Below are 17,292 nucleotides of genomic sequence, written 5' to 3' on the forward strand. Positions count from 1 at the left end.
AAACCGTGCCTATTTCAGCAACCATAGTGTTGCAAGGCCGAGGAAACTCATGAAACCGGTCATATCCGTGATTGCGGTCACGAACACCGCGGACGAAACCGCCGGGTCGGTCCCTGCCTTGTCGAGCAGCAGCGGTATCATCATGCCCGCCATCGCAGCAGCAAACATGTTTATCATCATCGCCGACGCAATCACCATTCCGAGGTGAGGATCGGCGAACCACCAGCCGGCCACAGAACCGACGACGGTGCCGAACAGCATGCCGTTGATCAGACCGACGCCCGCCTCGCGGCGCACGACACGCCAGGCATTATGGATGTCGAGATCGCGGGTGGCGAGTGCCCGCACCGTCACCGTCATTGTCTGAGAGCCGGCGTTGCCGCCCATGCCGGCGACGATCGGCATCAGAATGGCAAGCGCCACGATCTCTTCGATCGTCGCCTCGAACAGCCCGATGACGGATGCCGACAGGAAAGCGGTGACGAGATTGACCATCAGCCACGGCACGCGTGAGCGTGACGTGTCCTTCACCGAGTCGGACAGTTCTTCGTCGCCGACACCGGAAAGGCGGCGAATATCCTCCTCCGCCTCTTCCTGGATCACATCGACCACGTCATCGATGGTCAGCACACCGACGAGGCGGCCATTGTCATCGACAACGGCGGCAGACAGAAGGTCATACTGCTCGAAAATCTGGGCCGCCTCTTCCTGGTCCATGTCGGCCGGGATCGGGTGGTTGGTTTCCCGCATGATCGTTTCGATCCGGATCTGCCGATTGCAGCGCAGGATACGGTCGAGATCGATGATACCGAGCAGCCGGAACGTCGGATCGATGACGAAGATCTGCGAAAAGCTGTCCGGCAGATTTTCCTCGTCGCGCAGATAGTCGATCGTCTGGCCGACGGTCCAGAACGGCGGCACGGCGACGAATTCGGTCTGCATGCGCCGGCCGGCGGAGCTTTCGGGATAATCCAGCGCACGCCGCAACCGCACCCGCTCGGTAAAAGGCAACTGCGCGAGAATCTCTTCGCGGTCCTGATGGTCGAGGTCTTCGAGAATATAGACGGCATCGTCCGAATCGAGATCGCCGATCGCAGCCGCGATCTGCTCGTTCGGCATCTGGTCGACGATCTCCATACGGATGGCTTCGTCAACTTCGGTAAGAGCCGTAAGGTCGAAATCCTTGCCGAGCAGTTTGACCAGCGCCAGACGCTGGTCCGGCAGGATCGATTCGAGCAGGTCACCAAGTTCGGATTCATGCAGCTTCGCGACATTCTGGCGAAGGAAAAGCACATCGCGGTCAGCAATAGCTGCCCCGACGCGCGCCAGAAAGTCCGACCGGATAGAACCGTCTTCGGAATAGATATCATGCTCCTCGCTGCCGGCTTTCCGGCTGATGAGCGTGTCGTTCTGGATATCACTCATCAACCGCCCTCGCCGTGCACGATTGCCACTGCCGGTACAGCGACGGAAAACATATAGTCAACAATCAGATAGCATGAAAGACTGAAGCAATTTTATCGACAGCCGCGAAACGGCTTTTTATCCGCATTTCATCATGGAGTGGCAGATCTGCCGCCATGTCACAACAAGAGAAACGACATGACCGTCCGCACCATTCTGAGCTATCCAGATCCGGGCCTTTCCATGATCTGCGAGCCGGTTTCAAGCTTCGACGAGACCCTGTCGAACCTTGCACAGGATTTGCTGGAGACGATGCGCGCCGCCCCCGGCGTCGGCATCACGGCCGCGCATATCGGCATCTTCCAGCGCCTTTTCGTGCTGGAACTCTCCGCAAGCCAGGGACCGCTTTATTACGTCAACCCGGAGATCCTGTGGGCGAGCGACGAGACAATCAGGCATATGGAAGGCAGCGTTTCCATGCCGGGAGCGACCGATGAGGTGGAGCGCCCGCGCCACGTCAGGTTTCGTTACCAGGATCTGTCCGGCAATCCCCATGAAGAAGAGGCGAAGGATTTTCATGCGGTCTGCATCCAGCACGAGATCGATCAGCTTGATGGCATTTTCTGGCTGAAGCGGCTGTCGCGACTGAAGCGCGAGCGGCTGGTGAAAAAGTGGCAGAAGGAAAAATAGAATTTTCCCGCGAACCCGTCGAGGCTTCGCGCGTTACCCGCTCATGGTTGAACGAGGAGAAAGACCATGACGGAAACATCCAAGATCGAAGACAGCAAGATCGGTAGTGATGTTGCGGCACGCATTGCCTCATTGCCGGATATCGACACATCCGCCGTCGAACCTCATGTGAAGGGCACGACCGTGGTGCTGGAAGGCGCTGTCGACACAATCATGACGGCGCGCAAGGTGATTCTCGCGGCCGAAACGGTCGATGGCGTTCACGACGTGGAGAATCATTTGACCCTGACCGGCAACAAGGCAGGTCTACCGAACTAGAAACGAGCTCCGCGGTGCGCCGCAGGAACGAGACAGGGCACGGAGGCACCATGTCACCGAAAAAAGACATAAACGACATTTCCCGCGAAGAGGATTTTCGCGATTTCGACGACCGAAACCTGGATGACGGGTGGCCCTATGCCGACAAGCCCGGCCAGGCTGCCGGTCCGGTCGACAATGCCGCCTATGGCAGCACAAGTCCCGACGTGGAGACAGGCCGCAATCCCGGCTTTCTGATCGACGAGGCAGGCTTCGACGGGCTTGAAGAACCCCAGCGTGACAGCCTGCGACCCGGCACGACTGGGCTTGAGAATTGGGATGACCTTGAGGAACGTGTGACCGACGCCATCGATGCGCTGGGGATCGTCGACATGGACCTGATCGACATCCACGTGGATCGGAACAACGTTACGATCGAAGGTCAGGCCGATGATGCTGCGACTTCACATGGCATTATTGGCGCGACCCGAAATCTCGCCGGTGTAGGTAGGATCATCAACCACCTGCGTCTCGCCGGCGTCGACAGCCGCATTCCGGATGAGGACTGAACCGGTCAGCCGACCGAAAGCGAAATTTCCGGGCGCGTCTTCAGCGTATTGCTGACCGTGCATATTTCTTCGGCCATATGAACGATCTGGTGGCGCTCTTCTTGGGTGAAATCGCCATCGATCGTGATCGCAACGATGAAGCGCTCGATCCGATAAGGTTCTTCGTCTGACTTTTGACCCGTCACATCAGCCGAAGCTCCGTCAAAGCGGTCGAGGACGGAGAGTTTGCTGGCCGCGATCCGTGCGCTCAGAACCAGGCAGGCGGAAAGCGACGCAAACATCATATCGAGCGGATTGAACCCCTCTTCGGATGCGCCGGTCACGACACCGATCTCGCCGCCGGTTCGGCTCGTCACCTGCGGGTGACCATTTCGCTGAACCCTGGCCACAGCCCCGATCGGGCGCTTCTTGATTTTCAGATCGACCATTGTCTGCTTATGCCTTTTCGATGACCGTCGGCCCAAAAATCTCTTCGAAGGCCTCGCGGAGCCGGATATCCACATCCTCCATCAGCACAAGCATGCCGAGATCGACAAGGCTCGTCACCCCGTAGGATGTCACGCCACAGGGCACGATGCCGGAAAAATGCGAAAGATCCGGATCGACATTCAGTGACAGGCCGTGAAAACTCACCCAACGGCGCAGGCGAATGCCGAAAGCTGCGATCTTGTCTTCCGCCATGCTTCCATCCGGCAGGCGAGGCTTTTCAGGCCGCTGAACCCAAACGCCGACTCGGTCTTCACGTCGTTCCCCGCGAACATTCATCAACTCTAGGGTCTGGATGACCAGCTGCTCAAGTGCCGCGACATAGGCGCGAACATCCTGACGGCGGCGCTTGAGGTCGAGCATCACATAGGCCACCCGCTGGCCGGGACCATGATAGGTATATTCCCCACCGCGACCGGTTTCATAAACGGGGAATCGGTTCGGCTCGATCAGATCGGCGGAGTTGGCGCTGGTGCCTGCCGTATAAAGCGGCGGGTGCTCAAGCAGCCAGACGAGTTCGTCCGCCTTGCCGTCGGCAATTGCGGCGACTTCGCGCTCCATCGTCTCAAGCGCTTCTTCATAGGGCACGGGACAGTCCGAGATGCGCCAGCGCACCGGCGGACAGTGCGCTGCAGGGAACATCTGGTGGTCGAGATCGGTACGTGTCTGCATGACAGGCCTTCTGACAAGAAGATTGTAAATTTGCAATGCGCCTCTGAGGCCCGCAAAACAAGGGGTTCATATCAACCGCGAAAGGCGGCGGCTGTGGACATTGTTTTTTCTTTCAAAAAACTGTCACGGCACACTTGTGCAGCCGGAATCCATTTGCTAGATGCTGCCTCGCCGAAGCAATTCGGCCTACCACGATGCGGTCGTGGCGGAATTGGTAGACGCGCAGCGTTGAGGTCGCTGTGGGGCAACCCGTGGAAGTTCGAGTCTTCTCGACCGCACCAAATCAACCCGGCTTCGGCCGGGTTTTTTGTTTTCTGGCAATGAGTTACTTGATGCGGCGTCCCGCACGCCGAATCATTGCGGGACGCCCGACCGGCTCGCCTATTTGCGACAGAGACGACGCGAAATCAGGCGTTGCGAGAGCCTTCGACGGCCAGGGACTGGATAACCAGACGGCAGTTCTCATTGCCCTGCGGAAGCAGTGTCATAGGGTCGACAAGGCCGGCGCTGACGCCAATCGCATTGGCCGCAGCCCAGCCCCAGTTTTCCTGCGCATAGCGCAACAGTTCCGGTGCCTCGACGGAAATGCAGGCCTTGCCCGCCTCGACGAGTTCCTGCGACGGCACGCCCTGCAGGCGTTGCGACAACTCAGCCTGAAGCGGTGTGACGACAAAGATGGCGAATAGATAGCTGATGAATTCCGACAACGAAGATCTCCTGATTTCGACAGGGAGATAGGTATGGCCGATCATCCGCGCCAGCGGACACGGACGATTCGGAAGCCTGTCGTGCCTAGAACTTCACGCCGATCGCCAGCCCGACATGGGTCAGACCATCGTTCGGCCCGTCGCAAAGGTTTGCGTGAGACGAATGATCCGCCGTCGCCATGAGATTGACGGTGTCGTTCAGGCGCATGCCGAGCGCCACATGCTCGCGAAATAGAAAACGACATCCCAGCAGCGGCCCGTCACCGGTATCAAGATTGCCGTTATGGACAGTCCCGCCAATTCCCGCCTCGGCGAAAAACGTCTCGCCGAGCGGCACATGCCAGTTCAGCCCGGCATAGGCCTGATCAGTCGCGTCCGGCCCACCCGAGACGCCAAGCTGGATTCTCGGCTCGAGAAGCACCGCCGCCGCCCCGGTGCGGGAGGTTTCGAACGGGGCGAGATAGATTTCTGCGGATCCGACCGCGCCCTTGTCCTTCGAGCCGTCGCTCTGGAGCAGGCCGCCGGCTCCGATACGGACTTCATCGACGAGATCGCCGGAAAATACCGGTTGGGCAAACGCAATGCCAAGAACAAGTGCAAGCGGCGATATGAATTTCATCGGCTTCCCTCGAATCAATGCTGAAACTGTCGAGGCAAAACCGCTGGGTGTATAGAGGTGAAAGACAACACTCTGACTTCTGTACGGTAGCGTAGACCCGCCACCGTAGGATACGTCTTTCAAATGAAGGCCCCAGCTTGAAGGCGGTTGCCGGCTATGGTTCAACAACCGCATCATCAAGAGTGCTGCCATGTCCGATTCTCATCCGCAAAATCCGATCAAGGGCATGGCCATCATGGCGGCCTGCATGGTCGTCCTGCCGATGATGGATGCGATCGCCAAATACATGGCGACTTTCGAGACCATGTCGCCGGGCCAAGTGACCTTCTACCGGTTCTTTTTCCAATTTCTGGCGCTGCTGCCGATCGCCTTTTTCGTGCCCGGCGCGATCCGTGGCGGCAAGCGACCCTGGATGAACCTTCTGCGCGGCGCGCTGCATGCCGCAGCCAGCCTGATGTTCTTCATGGCGGTCAAATACATGCCGCTGGCAGACGTTTTCGCCATCTATTTCGTCGAGCCCTTCATGCTGACGATGATGTCGGCGCTGTTCTTAGGCGAGAAGGTCGGATGGCGGAGGTGGCTCGCCATTGCCATAGGCTTTGGCGGTGCGATGATCGTCATTCAGCCGAGTTACGAGATCTTTGGCTGGACGGCTCTACTGCCTGTCCTCTGCGCCTTTCTCTACACGCTCTACCTTTTTCTCAATCGCGCGATCGGCGATGCCGACTCACCGTTGACCATGCAGTTCGTCGCTGGCGTCGGCGGAACCCTGTTCATGACCGCTGCGCTTTTCGCCGGGCACTTTGTTTATCCGGTGGAATTCGAAGCCTCCCTGCCATCATCCGGCCTTGGGCTCGTTCTGCTGATAATCCTCGGCAGCCTGTCCGGTTATGTTCACCTTCTGGTGGTCCGGGCCTTCCGCATGGCGCCGCTGTCGCTTCTTGCACCGTTCCAGTATTTTGAGATCATCTCGGCGACTGTGCTCGGATATCTGCTGTTTGCCGACTTCCCGACGGCGTCGAAATGGCTCGGTATCGCCATCATCGTCGCCTCCGGCCTGTTCATCATCTGGCGCGAACGTATCAGGGTGAAACAGATTTCGGCCGAACCGCAAGTTGGCTAGTCTTCGTTAACCGCCCTTATTGTCTGGCTCTCAACTTCTCCAAACTAAGAGCAATATCAGTTTCATGATGAAACGGAGAAAGAGATGAGCGGCATACGCTTTTCTTTTCCGGCATGTGTCATCGCCGGAAAGGGCCGCATCGACAGGCATGACCTGTTGATTCTGCGAAAATACGCCTTCACGAACGGAATCCGTGGTTACGACGACGCACTTCTGCTTCTTGCCTTGAACGACATGTGCCCGGTTCATTGCGAAGAATGGCCGAGCTATTTCGTCGAACAACTGGCGGTATTCATCGTCGACACAGCACCACCTCGCGGACGCCTGGACGCCGCGAAAGCCGCATGGCTGATCCGTGCATTGGCGCTTGAGGGCCGGATCGAGCATCCGTTGCAGCTCGAAACGCTTCTGCACGCGATCGAACGTGCCGAAAGCTGTCCGGATATCCTGTCGGCCTTCGCGCTCGACCAGTTGCGACATAAGCTTCTGGCTCCTCCGGAGTTATCCTATGGCGTGCCGGCACCTCGTCATGCGGGGATCACTGCCGATGACATGGCCTATGTCTGGCGGCTCTTGCGGTGCCGGGTCGATGGCGGGCGCCTCTTCATTTCTGCGCTGGAAGCATCCAGCCTTGCGATGATCGACGACGTCATAAGGCATCGGGACAACCATCCCGGCTGGCAGGAAGTGATGGACTATGTGGCAGGCGAAGAGCGCCATATAGAGAGCCTTCGCTCCCATCCCTGGCTTCTGACCGATGACGACATCGCGACCTGCGACGAACGCGTGGCTTGAAGCTGAATTTTCCTTGGCAACGGTTGACATGCGTCGGGCAAAACAGTCCAAGGGCGCATGCAAACGTCGAACCCTACGCTCCCCTTCGGCTACTCTCCCGTCCCTGCGGGAAAGCTTGCCAACATGGTCACCTGCCTCGAAATGTTCGAGCGCCCGGCCGCCCGGCCCTTGCCGCCGGAAACCGGCCTGCGGGTCGAACGCTGGGCAGAACCTTCGGTCGCCGACTATCGTGACCTCTATCGTCGTGTCGGCGAGGATTGGCTGTGGGTATCGCGTATCGTCATGCCGGACGCGGAACTGCAAGCGATCATCACCGATCCGCTGATCGAGATCTACGTCCTGACCGACGGAAAACGTCGACTGGGACTTCTGGAGCTCGATTTCCGTCAAGAGGGCGAATGCGAGATCGCCTTCTTCGGCGTCGTGCCGGAAGCGATAGGCAATGGCGCAGGCCGCATCATGATGAATGCCGCGATCGACAACGCATGGTCGCGGCCAATCAGCCGTTTCTGGGTCCATACCTGCAATTTCGACCATCCGGCGGCGCTGGCCTTCTATCAGCGCTCCGGCTTCACACCTTATGCCTTCATGGTCGAAATCTGCGACGATCCACGGCTCGATGGCCGCATGTCGCGCGATCTTGCCCCTCACGTTCCGATCATCGAACCCCGCTGATCAAAGCGTGATCGGCACCTGTCGTTTTTGCGGCAAGCCACGTCCGGTTCCGGCTTGAGCCGGATCGCTTCAGCGTGCAAAAGTCCGCGCAGATTCTAATTCAGTAACAAGACTTTTAAATTTCAAACCAAGGGAGTGACACGATGGATGTCCGCGCCGCTGTAGCCGTTCAGGCAGGAAAACCGCTGGAAGTGATGACGGTTCAGCTCGACGGCCCGAAGGCCGGCGAAGTGCTGGTCGAGATCAAGGCCACCGGGATCTGCCACACCGACGATTTCACCCTCTCGGGCGCCGATCCGGAAGGCCTGTTTCCGGCCATTCTCGGCCATGAAGGCGCCGGTATCGTCGTCGATGTCGGACCTGGCGTCACCTCGCTGAAGAAGGGCGATCACGTCATTCCGCTCTACACGCCGGAATGCCGCGAGTGCTATTCCTGCACCAGCCGCAAGACCAACCTCTGCACCTCGATCCGCTCCACCCAGGGCCAGGGCGTGATGCCGGACGGCACTTCGCGCTTCTCGATCGGCAAGGACAAGATCCACCACTATATGGGCTGCTCGACCTTTGCGAACTTCACCGTTCTGCCGGAGATCGCGCTTGCCAAGATCAATCCTGACGCGCCGTTCGACAAGGTCTGCTATATCGGCTGCGGCGTGACGACCGGTATCGGCGCCGTCATCAACACGGCCAAGGTCGAGATCGGTTCCACCGCGATCGTCTTCGGTCTCGGCGGCATCGGCCTCAACGTGCTGCAGGGCCTGCGGCTTGCCGGCGCCGACATGATCATCGGCGTCGACATCAACCCGGATCGCAAGGAATGGGGCGAAAAATTCGGTATGACCCACTTCGTCAACCCGAAGGAAGTCGGTGAAGACATCGTTCCTTATCTGGTCAACATGACCAAGCGTCATGGCGACCTGATCGGCGGTGCTGACTACACGTTCGACTGCACCGGCAACACCAAGGTCATGCGCCAGGCGCTGGAATCGTCGCATCGCGGCTGGGGCAAGTCGGTCATCATCGGCGTTGCAGGAGCAGGCCAGGAGATCTCCACCCGTCCGTTCCAGCTGGTCACCGGCCGCAACTGGATGGGCACAGCCTTCGGCGGCGCCCGCGGCCGCACCGACGTGCCGAAGATCGTCGACTGGTACATGGAAGGCAAGATCCAGATCGACCCGATGATCACCCACACCATGCCGCTCGAAGATATCAACAAGGGTTTTGAGCTGATGCACAAGGGTGAGTCGATCCGCGGTGTGGTGGTCTATTGACCGCCCTGCCCTCATACACGGTTGATGTGCGGAGGCTCGACGAGTTCTCCGCACTCGATCTCTACGCCATGCTGAAAATGCGCGTCGACGTCTTCGTCGTCGAGCAGACATGCCCCTATCCCGAGCTTGACGGCAACGATCCCGACTGCCTGCACCTGCGGCTGATCGATGGCGAAGACCTGCTCGCCTGCGCCCGTCTGTGGCGACCGACAACAGATCACCTGCCCCGTATCGGCCGCGTGGCCGTATCGCCGAACCACCGCGGAAAAGGTCTCGGTGACGCGCTGATGCGCGAGGCGATCATCGAATGCGAAAAGGCCTATCCCGGCGAGGCGATCGAGATTTCCGCCCAGGCGCATCTGCAGAAATTCTACGCTTCGTTCGGCTTTGAACGGACATCCGAGGAATATCTGGAAGACGGCATTCCGCATGTGGATATGATACGGCCATTGCGATAGTTTGGCCCTTTCAAAAGTTGATTGGGTATCGCTTTGGAAGCTGAGAAGAATTGGAAGCTCAAGCTAAGATACGGGAAACTGCAAACGCCTTTCCAGCATTTCACGATGATGGCGGAAGGCGAAATAGTCGAGACTAATGCGGACTTCGATATCCAAGTTGGTACGCCAGCATTTTTCAGAATGAATGTATGGGCGCTGGACGCAGAGCAAGCGGTCGACATGATCATCACAATCGGTCGACATATCGGATTCGAGACGACAGGTCGGGTATACACATATTCGACGGAGGCCAAAGAGCCCCCGAATGAAAATCCAAGAGCGTATGACTTGAATTTCACGCCGTTTGAAAAGGACTAGGTCAAAGCTCTGAGACTAGCTCGCAATCCTATGACGCAGAACTACTGTCGATATTGCCAGGATTGATTACGTCCATATACCTCATAGTCGATCTGCAGTGCTTGCTTTTCCTTTGCCCCGATCTATCATCCATGACGGGAAGAAGAGAGAGGAAGCAACCATGTACAAATTCGAAGTCTACAAGGATAAGGCAGGCGAGTTTCGTTTCCGTTTCAAGGCCTCCAACGGCCAGAGCATGTTTTCCTCAGAAGGTTATGCAGCCAAGGCCTCTGCCATAGCCGCCATCGAATCCATCAAGAAAAACGCGCCCGGCGCAACCGTCGACGACCAGACGACAGCGGTGGCGTGATCTGCTAAGTCGCTTCTTTGTTGAATCTGTCTACGAGGAAGCGAATAGCCTTGATCTATGTCGATGCCGATGCCTGCCCGGTGAAGCCGGAAATTCTGAAGGTCGCAGAGCGCCACGGCCTTGAGGTGACGTTTGTCGCCAATTCCGGCCTGCGCCCGTCCCGTGATCCGATGGTCAAGAACGTCATCGTTTCGGGAGCCTTCGATGCCGCCGATGACTGGATCGCCGAACGCGCCACGACTGGCGACATCGTGGTGACCGCAGACGTGCCGCTTGCGGGGCGGTGCGTTGCCGCAGGTGCATTGGTGACCGGCCCGACCGGACGCCTGTTCGACAAGAGCAATATCGGCATGGCGACCGCGATGCGCGACCTCGGCGCTCATCTGCGCGAGACGGGTGAAAGCAAAGGATACAATGCCGCCTTCTCACCGCGCGATCGCTCGGCATTTCTGGAAACCCTCGACAGGCTCTGCCGCAGGGCAAAATCGGCCGGCTGAACGATACGGGTGAATTGGGCATGGCAAGAAGCGAGGGCGGCAAAGTCAAACGGCATTGGCGCCATCGCCGCCATGGCCCCTTCTTTGCGGCGGCAATTACTGCAATCATCGCCCTGCCCGTCCTGATCTTGCTGCTGCCTGAACTCGCGGCAGCTCTGACCGCGATCGTCTTCTTCGTGGTCTATCTGATCCTGATCGGCTTGCGCATCCGCCATCTCGATGCAGACCGCCTGCAGGCAAGCGGCCAGAATACCGATGAACCCGCGCCGATCATCCTTGCCGTTACCCTGCTCGCAGCCGTCGTGGCACTCGTCACGCTCTTCGAAGCCTTGAACCAGAAACAACCGTTGGGACTGGCGGACGTGGCAGTCGGCTTTGCAGCGGTCATTCTTGGATGGTTCTCCATCCATACGATGTTCTCACTGCACTACGCTCATCTCTACTGGCGACCGGGTAACAAACAAGACGGCAAATCGGTCGGCGGACTGGATTTCCCTCAGACGGATCGTCCGGGTGCCTGGGATTTCCTTTATTTCGGTTACGTCATCGGCATGACTGCACAGACCTCCGATGTGGCGATCACGGCTACCGACATGCGCAAAATCAACCTGCTTCATGCCGTCGTATCTTTCTTTTTCAACACGATACTGGTAGCCGCTGCGGTCAATGCCGTCGTCTCGCTGGCGACCTGAGGACGCCAACACAGCAAGCCCGAAAGGACCATTTCCATGAAGATCATTTCGCAAAATACCGCCTTTGGCGGCATGCAGGGCGTTTTCAGCCATGATTCGGATGCTTGCAAATGCGAGATGACCTTTGCGGTCTTCGTGCCGCCGCAGGCCATAGAAGAGCCGCGCCCGGTGCTCTGGTATCTTTCGGGCCTGACCTGCACCCATGCGAACGTCATGGAAAAGGGCGAGTATCGCCGCCTTGCAGCGGAACTAGGCCTGATCATCGTATGCCCGGATGTCAGCCCGCGCGGCAATGACGTGCCCGACGAACTGACCAACTGGCAGATGGGCAAGGGCGCAGGATTCTATCTCGATGCGACCGAAAAGCCCTGGGCTGAAAACTACCAGATGTACACCTACATCACGCAGGAACTACCGAAACTCATCAGCGAGCAGTTCCGCGTCGACATGGCAAGGCAGGGTATCTTCGGCCATTCGATGGGCGGCCACGGCGCCATGACAATCGCGTTGAAGAACCCGGACCGCTTCAAGAGCTGCTCGGCCTTCGCGCCGATCGTCGAGCCGTCGACAGCAGACTGGTCGGCACCGGCTTATGAAAAATATCTCGGCGCAGACAAGGCCCAGTGGCGCCAGTATGATACCTGCGCGTTGGTCGCAGATGGCGCGCGCTTCCCCGAATTTATGATCGATCAGGGCAAGGCGGACGGCTTTCTGGAAAACGGCCTGCGGCCATGGCTGTTCGAGGAAGCCGTGAAGGGCACTGATATCGGCCTGACGCTCCGCATGCACGAGCGTTACGACCACTCTTACTATTTCATCTCCACCTTCATGGACGACCACCTGCGCTGGCATGCCGAGCGGCTTGCGTGATTTCATGAACTGATTGCGAAAATGAAGAAAGCCGACGAAATCGCCGGCTTCCTGCTTTTGGGGTTCAGATCTTCTTGCGGTTATCGACCGAAAACGCGCCCGCGCCTGCAAAGAACAGGTAGATGAAGATGAACGAGAACAGGATGGCTGCCTCGCCATTGTTCAGCGCGGGCCAGAAGCCCCTTGATGCATGCGCCATGAAATAGGCGACAGCCATCTGTCCGGAAAGAATGAACGCGACCGGACGAGTGAGGAAGCCGACGGTGATGAGGATGCCGCCGATAAATTCCAGGAGTGCCGCAGTCAGCATTAGCGGCGACAGATGATCACCGCCCTGAGCTACCGGGAAGGAAAAGAGTTTCATGGTCCCGTGCTCAAGGAACAGTAAACCAGTCATGATTCTTAGGGCAGCGAGACCTTGCTCTCTATAGACTGCCAAACGATCGAAAAGCGCCATCGGATATCTCCCCGGATGAATAAAGCGGCACAGCGTTAGTTCACGGCCATTTTTGCCAGAAATCAATTTTCCGACACCATCCCTAGAAGTTGCAAATCCGATTTAAGCAAGCGGTTATGGAGTGCCGCCACTCGCAAGGGATGTAAGCAGTCCGGCACGATGCGGCCGCCCGAGCTGGAATTCCGAGGCGATTCGAGTGGCAATCTTTTCCGCGAGAGGACTGTCGGCAGGCTCCTTGCCGAAGCTCATGACCGATGTCTCGAATTCGCCCTCGGCAACCGGTTCACCCGATCCGACCGAGATGACCTTGACCGTAACTCTTGCGGAATAACGCTGGCCGAAAAGAAAAAGTGATCGGCGCGTATCGGACAACCTCACCGTCAGAATGGTCCGCGGCAGCATCATCGAACGCGATGTGGCGCGGATCGCGGAATCAACCAGAATATCGGTGCCGGTGATCAAATCGCGGGGAACATCCGGCTGGGCCGTCACGAAAGCGCCTCGCACATCATACAGCATGCGCTCCGCCTGCTCTTCTGCCGCCGGCATGCGAAAGCCGGCCAGCATCAGCACGGCAAGCGGAATAGCGATGATACGGACAGATTTCAGGAACATGCTGGCATCCGGAATGACGAGCCCGCATGTTCCCCGTTTAGGGTTAGTGAAGCCTTAAACCGAAGGCTTCAGAGCCTCAAAAACCGCCACGGCAGCCTGAAATTCCGCGTGGCGCTTTTCGCGACGGTTCTGCGCTTCCGCATCCTCGCCCCAATGCTCGGCCGTCCAGTCCTCTTCGAGATGGGCAAGCTTCCAGATATCCTCGGCCACAAGGTGCCCCTCGGCAAAGGCAAGCGCCAGAATGGCGGAGCCGGTCAGCGTTGTTACCGTATGGAGAACCGCGAGCTCGATCGGTGCGTCGTATTTTCTCAATACAGCGGAAAACGCCGCCGTTGCATCACGCGGCTGCTCCCTGGGCATCACGCCTTCGATCAGTTCGAAACACGCACCGTGCTGGTTTGCCGCCCAGTCGAGGACCGGATCCCATTGTTGCTGCTGACGAAGAACGAGGTTCTCCGGGCTTTCGGCCCGGTAGCAGAGCATGTCGCTGGACGAGAAACGGAGGATATCCTCGAACACCGCCTGGGCTTCGACGGCAACACCGTCGATGGCGGTATTGATCAGGCGCGTCACCGGCATGGTCCGCGGATCGATGACCTCCACCTGGTTCGCCCATTCGTCACGCAGCAATTCCGCAAGCCGGGACGTCGGCACAGCGAGTGCGGCCTTGGCCGGCGTTTTCACCGGGCGACCGTCGAGATGCACGGCATGCCCGCCCTCGCTTCCGACGATCGAGACCTCGGTGTAGAAACGCTTCGGCAGAGGCTTCTGCATCTGAATCTGCGCCCGCCGTGTCGGGTCCGGATGGCTCATCGCTTCTGAAGGATCGGGGAAAAGTTCGCGCATGTCTTGTTCCTCAGCCGATATGGGCCAGTATCTCGCTCGGGTGGCTGACGATCACGTCGGCACCGGCCTCCTTGAGTTCGGCTACAGAAGCGTAACCCCAGGAAACACCGATCGCGGTCGCACCGGCAGCCTTTGCCATCTGCATGTCGTAGATGGCATCGCCGATCACAAGCGTGTCAGCCGGCCGCATCCCGGTCTCGTCGCAGCATTCCGTCACCATGGCAGGATGCGGCTTGGACGGGCAATCGTCGGCGGTGCGCGATGCGACGAACTTGAAGCCGTGCGTCTCCCTGACGGAATCCAGACCGCGACGGGACTTGCCGGTGACGGCACCGAGAATGATCTCATCACGGCCCTGAAGCGTGTTCATCAGTTCGAGAATGCCGGGAAACAGCGGTTCGCGGTAATCGAGATCGCTGCGAACGAGGGAAAACAGCGACTTGTAATAGGCCATCATGTCGATGTCCTCCTGGTCCGCATGCTGCTTGCCCTGCATCCGCGCGATCGCAATATCGAGCGTCAGCCCGATGATCGATTTCGTATCCTCGAATGCCGGCTCCGGCTTGCCGAAATGCAGGAACGTGCGGCGCATGGTTTCATGGATCAGGCCCGCGCTATCGATCAGCGTACCGTCGCAATCAAACAGAACCAGTTTCATTGTATCTCTTTGCGTTTAAGGTCGATGTATTGGCGCAGAACCTCGGTGTGCTCGCGAACGGCAAGCGTATTTTCCCTTACTGCAGCAGTATTCTCATTCCCTACCCGCTTAATTTCTCCACGACCTCGCAATGCAAAAATCATGAAAAAGACCAGCGGCGAAAATATAACCACGTAAGGCAAGACATCCATTGCCACATCCCCTGTTACTCGTCGTCGTCCCTTGCGCCGTTTTCCATGTCGAAGCCGAGCAGGTTCCAGCTCTGGACCATATGCGGCGGCAGCGGCGCGGTAACCTTCAGGCGACCGCCATTCGGATGCGGAATGTCGATATGGCGCGCATGCAGATGCAGCTTTTTCTGAATGCCGCCGGGGAAAGGCCAATTGATATCGTCGTCGTAATATTTCGGATCGCCGATGATCGGATGGCCCATGGAAAGCGCATGGACGCGCAACTGGTGGGTACGGCCGGTATACGGCTCCATCTCGAGCCATGCGAGCGACTGCGCCGCGGTTTCAAGCACGCGGTAATAGGAGATGGCGTGATCCGCCCCCTCCTCGCCATGCTTGGCGATCCGCATCTTGTCACCATCCGGTGTCTGGATCTTGACCAGCCATGACGACAGCTTGTCCTCGCGCTTGCGCGGCACGCCTTTCACCAGCGACCAGTAGGTCTTCTTGGTGTCGCGCTCGCGAAATGCTGCAGTCAGTTTCTGGGCGGCACCGCGTGTACGGGCGATCACCAGAACGCCGGACGTATCGCGGTCGAGACGATGGACAAGACGTGGTTTCTCGCCCTTGGGGCTGATCCAGGATTCGAGCATCTGGTCGATATGGCGCGTCACGCCCGAACCGCCCTGCACGGCAAGGCCGGCAGGCTTGTTCAAAACGATCACCTTGTCGTCTTCATGCAGAACCATGCGCTGCAGCAGCTCGTAATCGCCGGCGTGCTTCAGGTCCTTGGATGCGATAGGGCCCTTCTTGGAATCCGTATCCATGGGCGGCACGCGGACCGTCTGGCCGGGCTCGACGCGCGTGTCGGTCTTGACGCGACCACCATCGACGCGCACCTGACCGGAACGCAGCAATTTCTGCAACGGACCGAATCCAAGACCCGGATAGTGAATCTTGAACCAACGGTCGAGGCGCATGCCTGCCTCGTCCGCCTCGACGCGGATATGCTCGATGCCTGCCATCAACGCTCTTTCTTATATCTTCTTGAGGGCCGCTCTTTAGAGCATTGCCCGCCCGAGCGCCAGCCCGGCAAAGACGGCGGCGAACGAAACCACGAGGCTGCCGATCACGTAAGCAGCCGCAGCAGTGATCGCACCGCGCTCGAAAAGCACCATCGTATCGAGGGAAAAGGACGACCAGGTGGTAAAGCCGCCGATAATTCCGGTGACGATGAACACACGCAATTCCATCGAAGCTTCGAAACGGCGCGCGATCATTTCCACCGACAAGCCGATAATGAAGGATCCGATGACGTTTACAGTAAGGGTTCCCCAGGGAAAACCCGGCCCGAACCAGCGGACAGAAAATACACCCACCAGATAACGAAGAACTGAACCGATTGCCCCGCCCAATGCGGCCAATAGAATATTCGTCATGACTTCAACCCTTGACTGCGTGACTAAAAGCCCACATCGTTAAAAAGCAGTGGTTCGGCTTAAGCATCGAAGAACACCCCTTCTCGTAAGGGTGGAAGATCGAAGGTGAGGCAAATGACCCAGATCGTGACCATTTCTGCAAATACGGCGGCTTTGAATATCGAAGCGCTCCGCACGCCACGCCGCGTTTCCGTGAAGGACCAGGTGGCCGATGTCAAGGCTGACGCTGATCGGAACGCCAAGGCCCTGGAGAATGTCAGCGATCCGGAAGCCATTGATAACATGATCCCCGCGATAAAAGTCGGCATCGACGTCCTGACCACCGGAAAACAGCCGCAGCAGCAATATTCCCTGCAGCAGGTCGAAGCGGCCTATCGCGACCTCGAGGACTGAGTGTTTTGAACTGAACGGCCAGTCTGCTGCACGCGAGCCGAAGTCCCGCCTCGACATTCCAATGCCTCCTTCAGATAGACAAGATCGTCGAAGCGAACCCGGCGCGGGTCTCCGCCGGAGCAGGTTGTCATTGAACCAGATCAATCCATACAGATCATGCGACAGAAATCGTGCTGGTTTCGA

Annotated in this window: 26 protein-coding genes and 1 tRNA gene; 15 read left to right on the forward strand and 12 right to left on the reverse strand. The window is 58.3% G+C overall.

Going from position 1 to position 17,292, the window contains the following annotated elements; genetic code table 11:
• Positions 1 to 9: 9 nt before the first annotated feature.
• Positions 10 to 1,425, reverse strand: a complete 1,416-nt coding sequence (gene mgtE / locus JZX87_RS12310; RefSeq protein ID WP_148144832.1) for a magnesium transporter — start codon at positions 1,423 to 1,425, stop codon at positions 10 to 12.
• A gap of 177 nt (positions 1,426 to 1,602) precedes the next feature.
• On the opposite strand from mgtE, the gene JZX87_RS12315 reads away from it, so the two are divergent.
• The 3 genes from JZX87_RS12315 to JZX87_RS12325 all read left to right on the forward strand — a co-directional run bounded on the left by JZX87_RS12315 (position 1,603) and on the right by JZX87_RS12325 (position 2,960).
• Positions 1,603 to 2,094 (forward strand): peptide deformylase, encoded by a 492-nt coding sequence (locus JZX87_RS12315; RefSeq protein ID WP_206825815.1) that lies wholly within the window; start codon positions 1,603 to 1,605, stop codon positions 2,092 to 2,094.
• 66 nt (positions 2,095 to 2,160) lie between these two features.
• The gene (locus tag JZX87_RS12320) at positions 2,161 to 2,412 is read left to right on the forward strand and encodes a BON domain-containing protein (RefSeq protein WP_206825816.1); all 252 of its coding nucleotides are present in this window, start codon (positions 2,161 to 2,163) and stop codon (positions 2,410 to 2,412) included.
• Between the two features lie 50 nt (positions 2,413 to 2,462).
• Positions 2,463 to 2,960 carry a BON domain-containing protein gene (locus JZX87_RS12325; RefSeq protein ID WP_206825817.1) on the forward strand — a complete coding sequence of 166 codons (498 nt, stop codon included), beginning with the start codon at positions 2,463 to 2,465 and terminating at the stop codon, positions 2,958 to 2,960.
• A 5-nt stretch (positions 2,961 to 2,965) separates the two neighbouring features.
• On the opposite strand, the gene JZX87_RS12330 is transcribed toward JZX87_RS12325, so the two are convergent.
• Both JZX87_RS12330 and lipB read right to left on the reverse strand, forming a co-directional pair.
• The gene (locus tag JZX87_RS12330; RefSeq protein WP_206825818.1) at positions 2,966 to 3,388 is read right to left on the reverse strand and encodes an OsmC family protein; all 423 of its coding nucleotides are present in this window, start codon (positions 3,386 to 3,388) and stop codon (positions 2,966 to 2,968) included.
• Positions 3,389 to 3,395: 7 nt separating this feature from the next.
• Complete coding sequence (gene lipB / locus JZX87_RS12335) at positions 3,396 to 4,118, reverse strand: lipoyl(octanoyl) transferase LipB (protein ID WP_206825819.1); 723 nt, start codon at positions 4,116 to 4,118, stop codon at positions 3,396 to 3,398.
• Between the two features lie 196 nt (positions 4,119 to 4,314).
• Between lipB and JZX87_RS12340 the strand changes: the two genes are divergently transcribed.
• Positions 4,315 to 4,399, forward strand: a tRNA-Leu gene (locus JZX87_RS12340).
• A gap of 126 nt (positions 4,400 to 4,525) precedes the next feature.
• On the opposite strand, the gene JZX87_RS12345 is transcribed toward JZX87_RS12340, so the two are convergent.
• Positions 4,526 to 4,825, reverse strand: coding sequence for a hypothetical protein (locus tag JZX87_RS12345; RefSeq protein ID WP_148144838.1), 300 nt, complete (start codon positions 4,823 to 4,825; stop codon positions 4,526 to 4,528).
• Between the two features lie 85 nt (positions 4,826 to 4,910).
• Positions 4,911 to 5,444 carry an acyloxyacyl hydrolase gene (locus JZX87_RS12350; protein WP_206825820.1) on the reverse strand — a complete coding sequence of 178 codons (534 nt, stop codon included), beginning with the start codon at positions 5,442 to 5,444 and terminating at the stop codon, positions 4,911 to 4,913.
• Between the two features lie 190 nt (positions 5,445 to 5,634).
• Here JZX87_RS12350 and JZX87_RS12355 point away from each other — a divergent pair, with 190 nt between their 5' ends.
• The 10 genes from JZX87_RS12355 to fghA all read left to right on the forward strand — a co-directional run bounded on the left by JZX87_RS12355 (position 5,635) and on the right by fghA (position 12,531).
• A complete protein-coding gene (locus tag JZX87_RS12355) occupies positions 5,635 to 6,567 on the forward strand; it encodes a DMT family transporter (RefSeq protein WP_206825827.1) in 933 nt (310 codons plus the stop codon).
• Positions 6,568 to 6,651: 84 nt separating this feature from the next.
• Positions 6,652 to 7,362, forward strand: coding sequence for a hypothetical protein (locus JZX87_RS12360; RefSeq protein WP_206825829.1), 711 nt, complete (start codon positions 6,652 to 6,654; stop codon positions 7,360 to 7,362).
• Between the two features lie 57 nt (positions 7,363 to 7,419).
• Positions 7,420 to 8,037 (forward strand): GNAT family N-acetyltransferase, encoded by a 618-nt coding sequence (locus tag JZX87_RS12365; protein WP_206825831.1) that lies wholly within the window; start codon positions 7,420 to 7,422, stop codon positions 8,035 to 8,037.
• A 143-nt stretch (positions 8,038 to 8,180) separates the two neighbouring features.
• Entirely contained in the window at positions 8,181 to 9,308 is a 1,128-nt protein-coding gene (locus JZX87_RS12370) for an S-(hydroxymethyl)glutathione dehydrogenase/class III alcohol dehydrogenase (protein WP_183828115.1), read from the forward strand.
• A complete protein-coding gene (locus JZX87_RS12375; protein WP_206825833.1) occupies positions 9,305 to 9,766 on the forward strand; it encodes a GNAT family N-acetyltransferase in 462 nt (153 codons plus the stop codon). Before JZX87_RS12370 ends, JZX87_RS12375 begins: the two co-directional genes overlap by 4 nt.
• 21 nt (positions 9,767 to 9,787) lie before the next feature.
• Positions 9,788 to 10,123, forward strand: coding sequence for a hypothetical protein (locus tag JZX87_RS12380; RefSeq protein ID WP_206825835.1), 336 nt, complete (start codon positions 9,788 to 9,790; stop codon positions 10,121 to 10,123).
• Positions 10,124 to 10,283: 160 nt separating this feature from the next.
• Positions 10,284 to 10,472: a YegP family protein gene (locus JZX87_RS12385; RefSeq protein ID WP_183821573.1), complete on the forward strand. Its 189-nt coding sequence runs from the start codon at positions 10,284 to 10,286 to the stop codon at positions 10,470 to 10,472.
• Between the two features lie 50 nt (positions 10,473 to 10,522).
• Positions 10,523 to 10,969: a YaiI/YqxD family protein gene (locus JZX87_RS12390; protein ID WP_183821572.1), complete on the forward strand. Its 447-nt coding sequence runs from the start codon at positions 10,523 to 10,525 to the stop codon at positions 10,967 to 10,969.
• A gap of 20 nt (positions 10,970 to 10,989) precedes the next feature.
• The gene (locus JZX87_RS12395; protein WP_206825836.1) at positions 10,990 to 11,661 is read left to right on the forward strand and encodes a DUF1345 domain-containing protein; all 672 of its coding nucleotides are present in this window, start codon (positions 10,990 to 10,992) and stop codon (positions 11,659 to 11,661) included.
• 36 nt (positions 11,662 to 11,697) lie between these two features.
• The gene (gene fghA / locus JZX87_RS12400; protein ID WP_206825839.1) at positions 11,698 to 12,531 is read left to right on the forward strand and encodes an S-formylglutathione hydrolase; all 834 of its coding nucleotides are present in this window, start codon (positions 11,698 to 11,700) and stop codon (positions 12,529 to 12,531) included.
• Positions 12,532 to 12,595: 64 nt separating this feature from the next.
• Here fghA and JZX87_RS12405 read toward each other — a convergent pair whose 3' ends face one another.
• The 7 genes from JZX87_RS12405 to crcB form a co-directional block, all read right to left on the reverse strand.
• A complete protein-coding gene (locus tag JZX87_RS12405; protein ID WP_148144849.1) occupies positions 12,596 to 12,988 on the reverse strand; it encodes a DoxX family protein in 393 nt (130 codons plus the stop codon).
• Positions 12,989 to 13,102: 114 nt separating this feature from the next.
• Entirely contained in the window at positions 13,103 to 13,603 is a 501-nt protein-coding gene (locus tag JZX87_RS12410; RefSeq protein ID WP_206825840.1) for a hypothetical protein, read from the reverse strand.
• Between the two features lie 54 nt (positions 13,604 to 13,657).
• Complete coding sequence (locus JZX87_RS12415; RefSeq protein WP_206825842.1) at positions 13,658 to 14,449, reverse strand: ATP12 family chaperone protein; 792 nt, start codon at positions 14,447 to 14,449, stop codon at positions 13,658 to 13,660.
• Between the two features lie 10 nt (positions 14,450 to 14,459).
• On the reverse strand, positions 14,460 to 15,107 hold the full coding sequence (locus tag JZX87_RS12420) for an HAD-IA family hydrolase (RefSeq protein WP_206825843.1): 648 nt from the start codon (positions 15,105 to 15,107) through the stop codon (positions 14,460 to 14,462).
• A complete protein-coding gene (locus tag JZX87_RS12425; protein ID WP_148144853.1) occupies positions 15,104 to 15,298 on the reverse strand; it encodes a hypothetical protein in 195 nt (64 codons plus the stop codon). Before JZX87_RS12425 ends, JZX87_RS12420 begins: the two co-directional genes overlap by 4 nt.
• Positions 15,299 to 15,312: 14 nt before the next feature.
• The gene (locus JZX87_RS12430; RefSeq protein WP_206825844.1) at positions 15,313 to 16,302 is read right to left on the reverse strand and encodes an RluA family pseudouridine synthase; all 990 of its coding nucleotides are present in this window, start codon (positions 16,300 to 16,302) and stop codon (positions 15,313 to 15,315) included.
• 36 nt (positions 16,303 to 16,338) lie between these two features.
• Positions 16,339 to 16,716 carry a fluoride efflux transporter CrcB gene (gene crcB, locus JZX87_RS12435; protein ID WP_206825845.1) on the reverse strand — a complete coding sequence of 126 codons (378 nt, stop codon included), beginning with the start codon at positions 16,714 to 16,716 and terminating at the stop codon, positions 16,339 to 16,341.
• Positions 16,717 to 16,830: 114 nt separating this feature from the next.
• Between crcB and JZX87_RS12440 the strand changes: the two genes are divergently transcribed.
• Positions 16,831 to 17,109, forward strand: a complete 279-nt coding sequence (locus JZX87_RS12440) for a hypothetical protein (protein WP_148144856.1) — start codon at positions 16,831 to 16,833, stop codon at positions 17,107 to 17,109.
• Positions 17,110 to 17,292 lie beyond the last annotated feature (183 nt).

It is taken from the genome of Agrobacterium sp. Ap1 (genome assembly GCF_017313375.1).
GTDB lineage: Bacteria > Pseudomonadota > Alphaproteobacteria > Rhizobiales > Rhizobiaceae > Neorhizobium > Neorhizobium cellulosilyticum.

Excerpts from the sequence above, each read along its gene's own strand:
- JZX87_RS12320 (WP_206825816.1), top strand. The coding sequence starts at position 2,161 with ATGACGGAAACATCCAAGATCGAAGACAGCAAGATCGGTAGTGATGTT.
- lipB (WP_206825819.1), bottom strand. The coding sequence starts at position 4,118 with ATGCAGACACGTACCGATCTCGACCACCAGATGTTCCCTGCAGCGCAC.
- JZX87_RS12350 (WP_206825820.1), bottom strand. The coding sequence starts at position 5,444 with ATGAAATTCATATCGCCGCTTGCACTTGTTCTTGGCATTGCGTTTGCC.
- JZX87_RS12330 (WP_206825818.1), bottom strand. The coding sequence starts at position 3,388 with ATGGTCGATCTGAAAATCAAGAAGCGCCCGATCGGGGCTGTGGCCAGG.
- JZX87_RS12360 (WP_206825829.1), top strand. The coding sequence starts at position 6,652 with ATGAGCGGCATACGCTTTTCTTTTCCGGCATGTGTCATCGCCGGAAAG.
- JZX87_RS12420 (WP_206825843.1), bottom strand. The coding sequence starts at position 15,107 with ATGAAACTGGTTCTGTTTGATTGCGACGGTACGCTGATCGATAGCGCG.
- JZX87_RS12430 (WP_206825844.1), bottom strand. The coding sequence starts at position 16,302 with ATGGCAGGCATCGAGCATATCCGCGTCGAGGCGGACGAGGCAGGCATG.
- JZX87_RS12425 (WP_148144853.1), bottom strand. The coding sequence starts at position 15,298 with ATGGATGTCTTGCCTTACGTGGTTATATTTTCGCCGCTGGTCTTTTTC.
- fghA (WP_206825839.1), top strand. The coding sequence starts at position 11,698 with ATGAAGATCATTTCGCAAAATACCGCCTTTGGCGGCATGCAGGGCGTT.
- JZX87_RS12365 (WP_206825831.1), top strand. The coding sequence starts at position 7,420 with ATGCAAACGTCGAACCCTACGCTCCCCTTCGGCTACTCTCCCGTCCCT.
- JZX87_RS12355 (WP_206825827.1), top strand. The coding sequence starts at position 5,635 with ATGTCCGATTCTCATCCGCAAAATCCGATCAAGGGCATGGCCATCATG.
- JZX87_RS12395 (WP_206825836.1), top strand. The coding sequence starts at position 10,990 with ATGGCAAGAAGCGAGGGCGGCAAAGTCAAACGGCATTGGCGCCATCGC.
- crcB (WP_206825845.1), bottom strand. The coding sequence starts at position 16,716 with ATGACGAATATTCTATTGGCCGCATTGGGCGGGGCAATCGGTTCAGTT.
- JZX87_RS12325 (WP_206825817.1), top strand. The coding sequence starts at position 2,463 with ATGTCACCGAAAAAAGACATAAACGACATTTCCCGCGAAGAGGATTTT.
- JZX87_RS12315 (WP_206825815.1), top strand. The coding sequence starts at position 1,603 with ATGACCGTCCGCACCATTCTGAGCTATCCAGATCCGGGCCTTTCCATG.
- mgtE (WP_148144832.1), bottom strand. The coding sequence starts at position 1,425 with ATGAGTGATATCCAGAACGACACGCTCATCAGCCGGAAAGCCGGCAGC.
- JZX87_RS12405 (WP_148144849.1), bottom strand. The coding sequence starts at position 12,988 with ATGGCGCTTTTCGATCGTTTGGCAGTCTATAGAGAGCAAGGTCTCGCT.
- JZX87_RS12410 (WP_206825840.1), bottom strand. The coding sequence starts at position 13,603 with ATGTTCCTGAAATCTGTCCGTATCATCGCTATTCCGCTTGCCGTGCTG.
- JZX87_RS12415 (WP_206825842.1), bottom strand. The coding sequence starts at position 14,449 with ATGCGCGAACTTTTCCCCGATCCTTCAGAAGCGATGAGCCATCCGGAC.
- JZX87_RS12370 (WP_183828115.1), top strand. The coding sequence starts at position 8,181 with ATGGATGTCCGCGCCGCTGTAGCCGTTCAGGCAGGAAAACCGCTGGAA.
- JZX87_RS12385 (WP_183821573.1), top strand. The coding sequence starts at position 10,284 with ATGTACAAATTCGAAGTCTACAAGGATAAGGCAGGCGAGTTTCGTTTC.
- JZX87_RS12440 (WP_148144856.1), top strand. The coding sequence starts at position 16,831 with ATGACCCAGATCGTGACCATTTCTGCAAATACGGCGGCTTTGAATATC.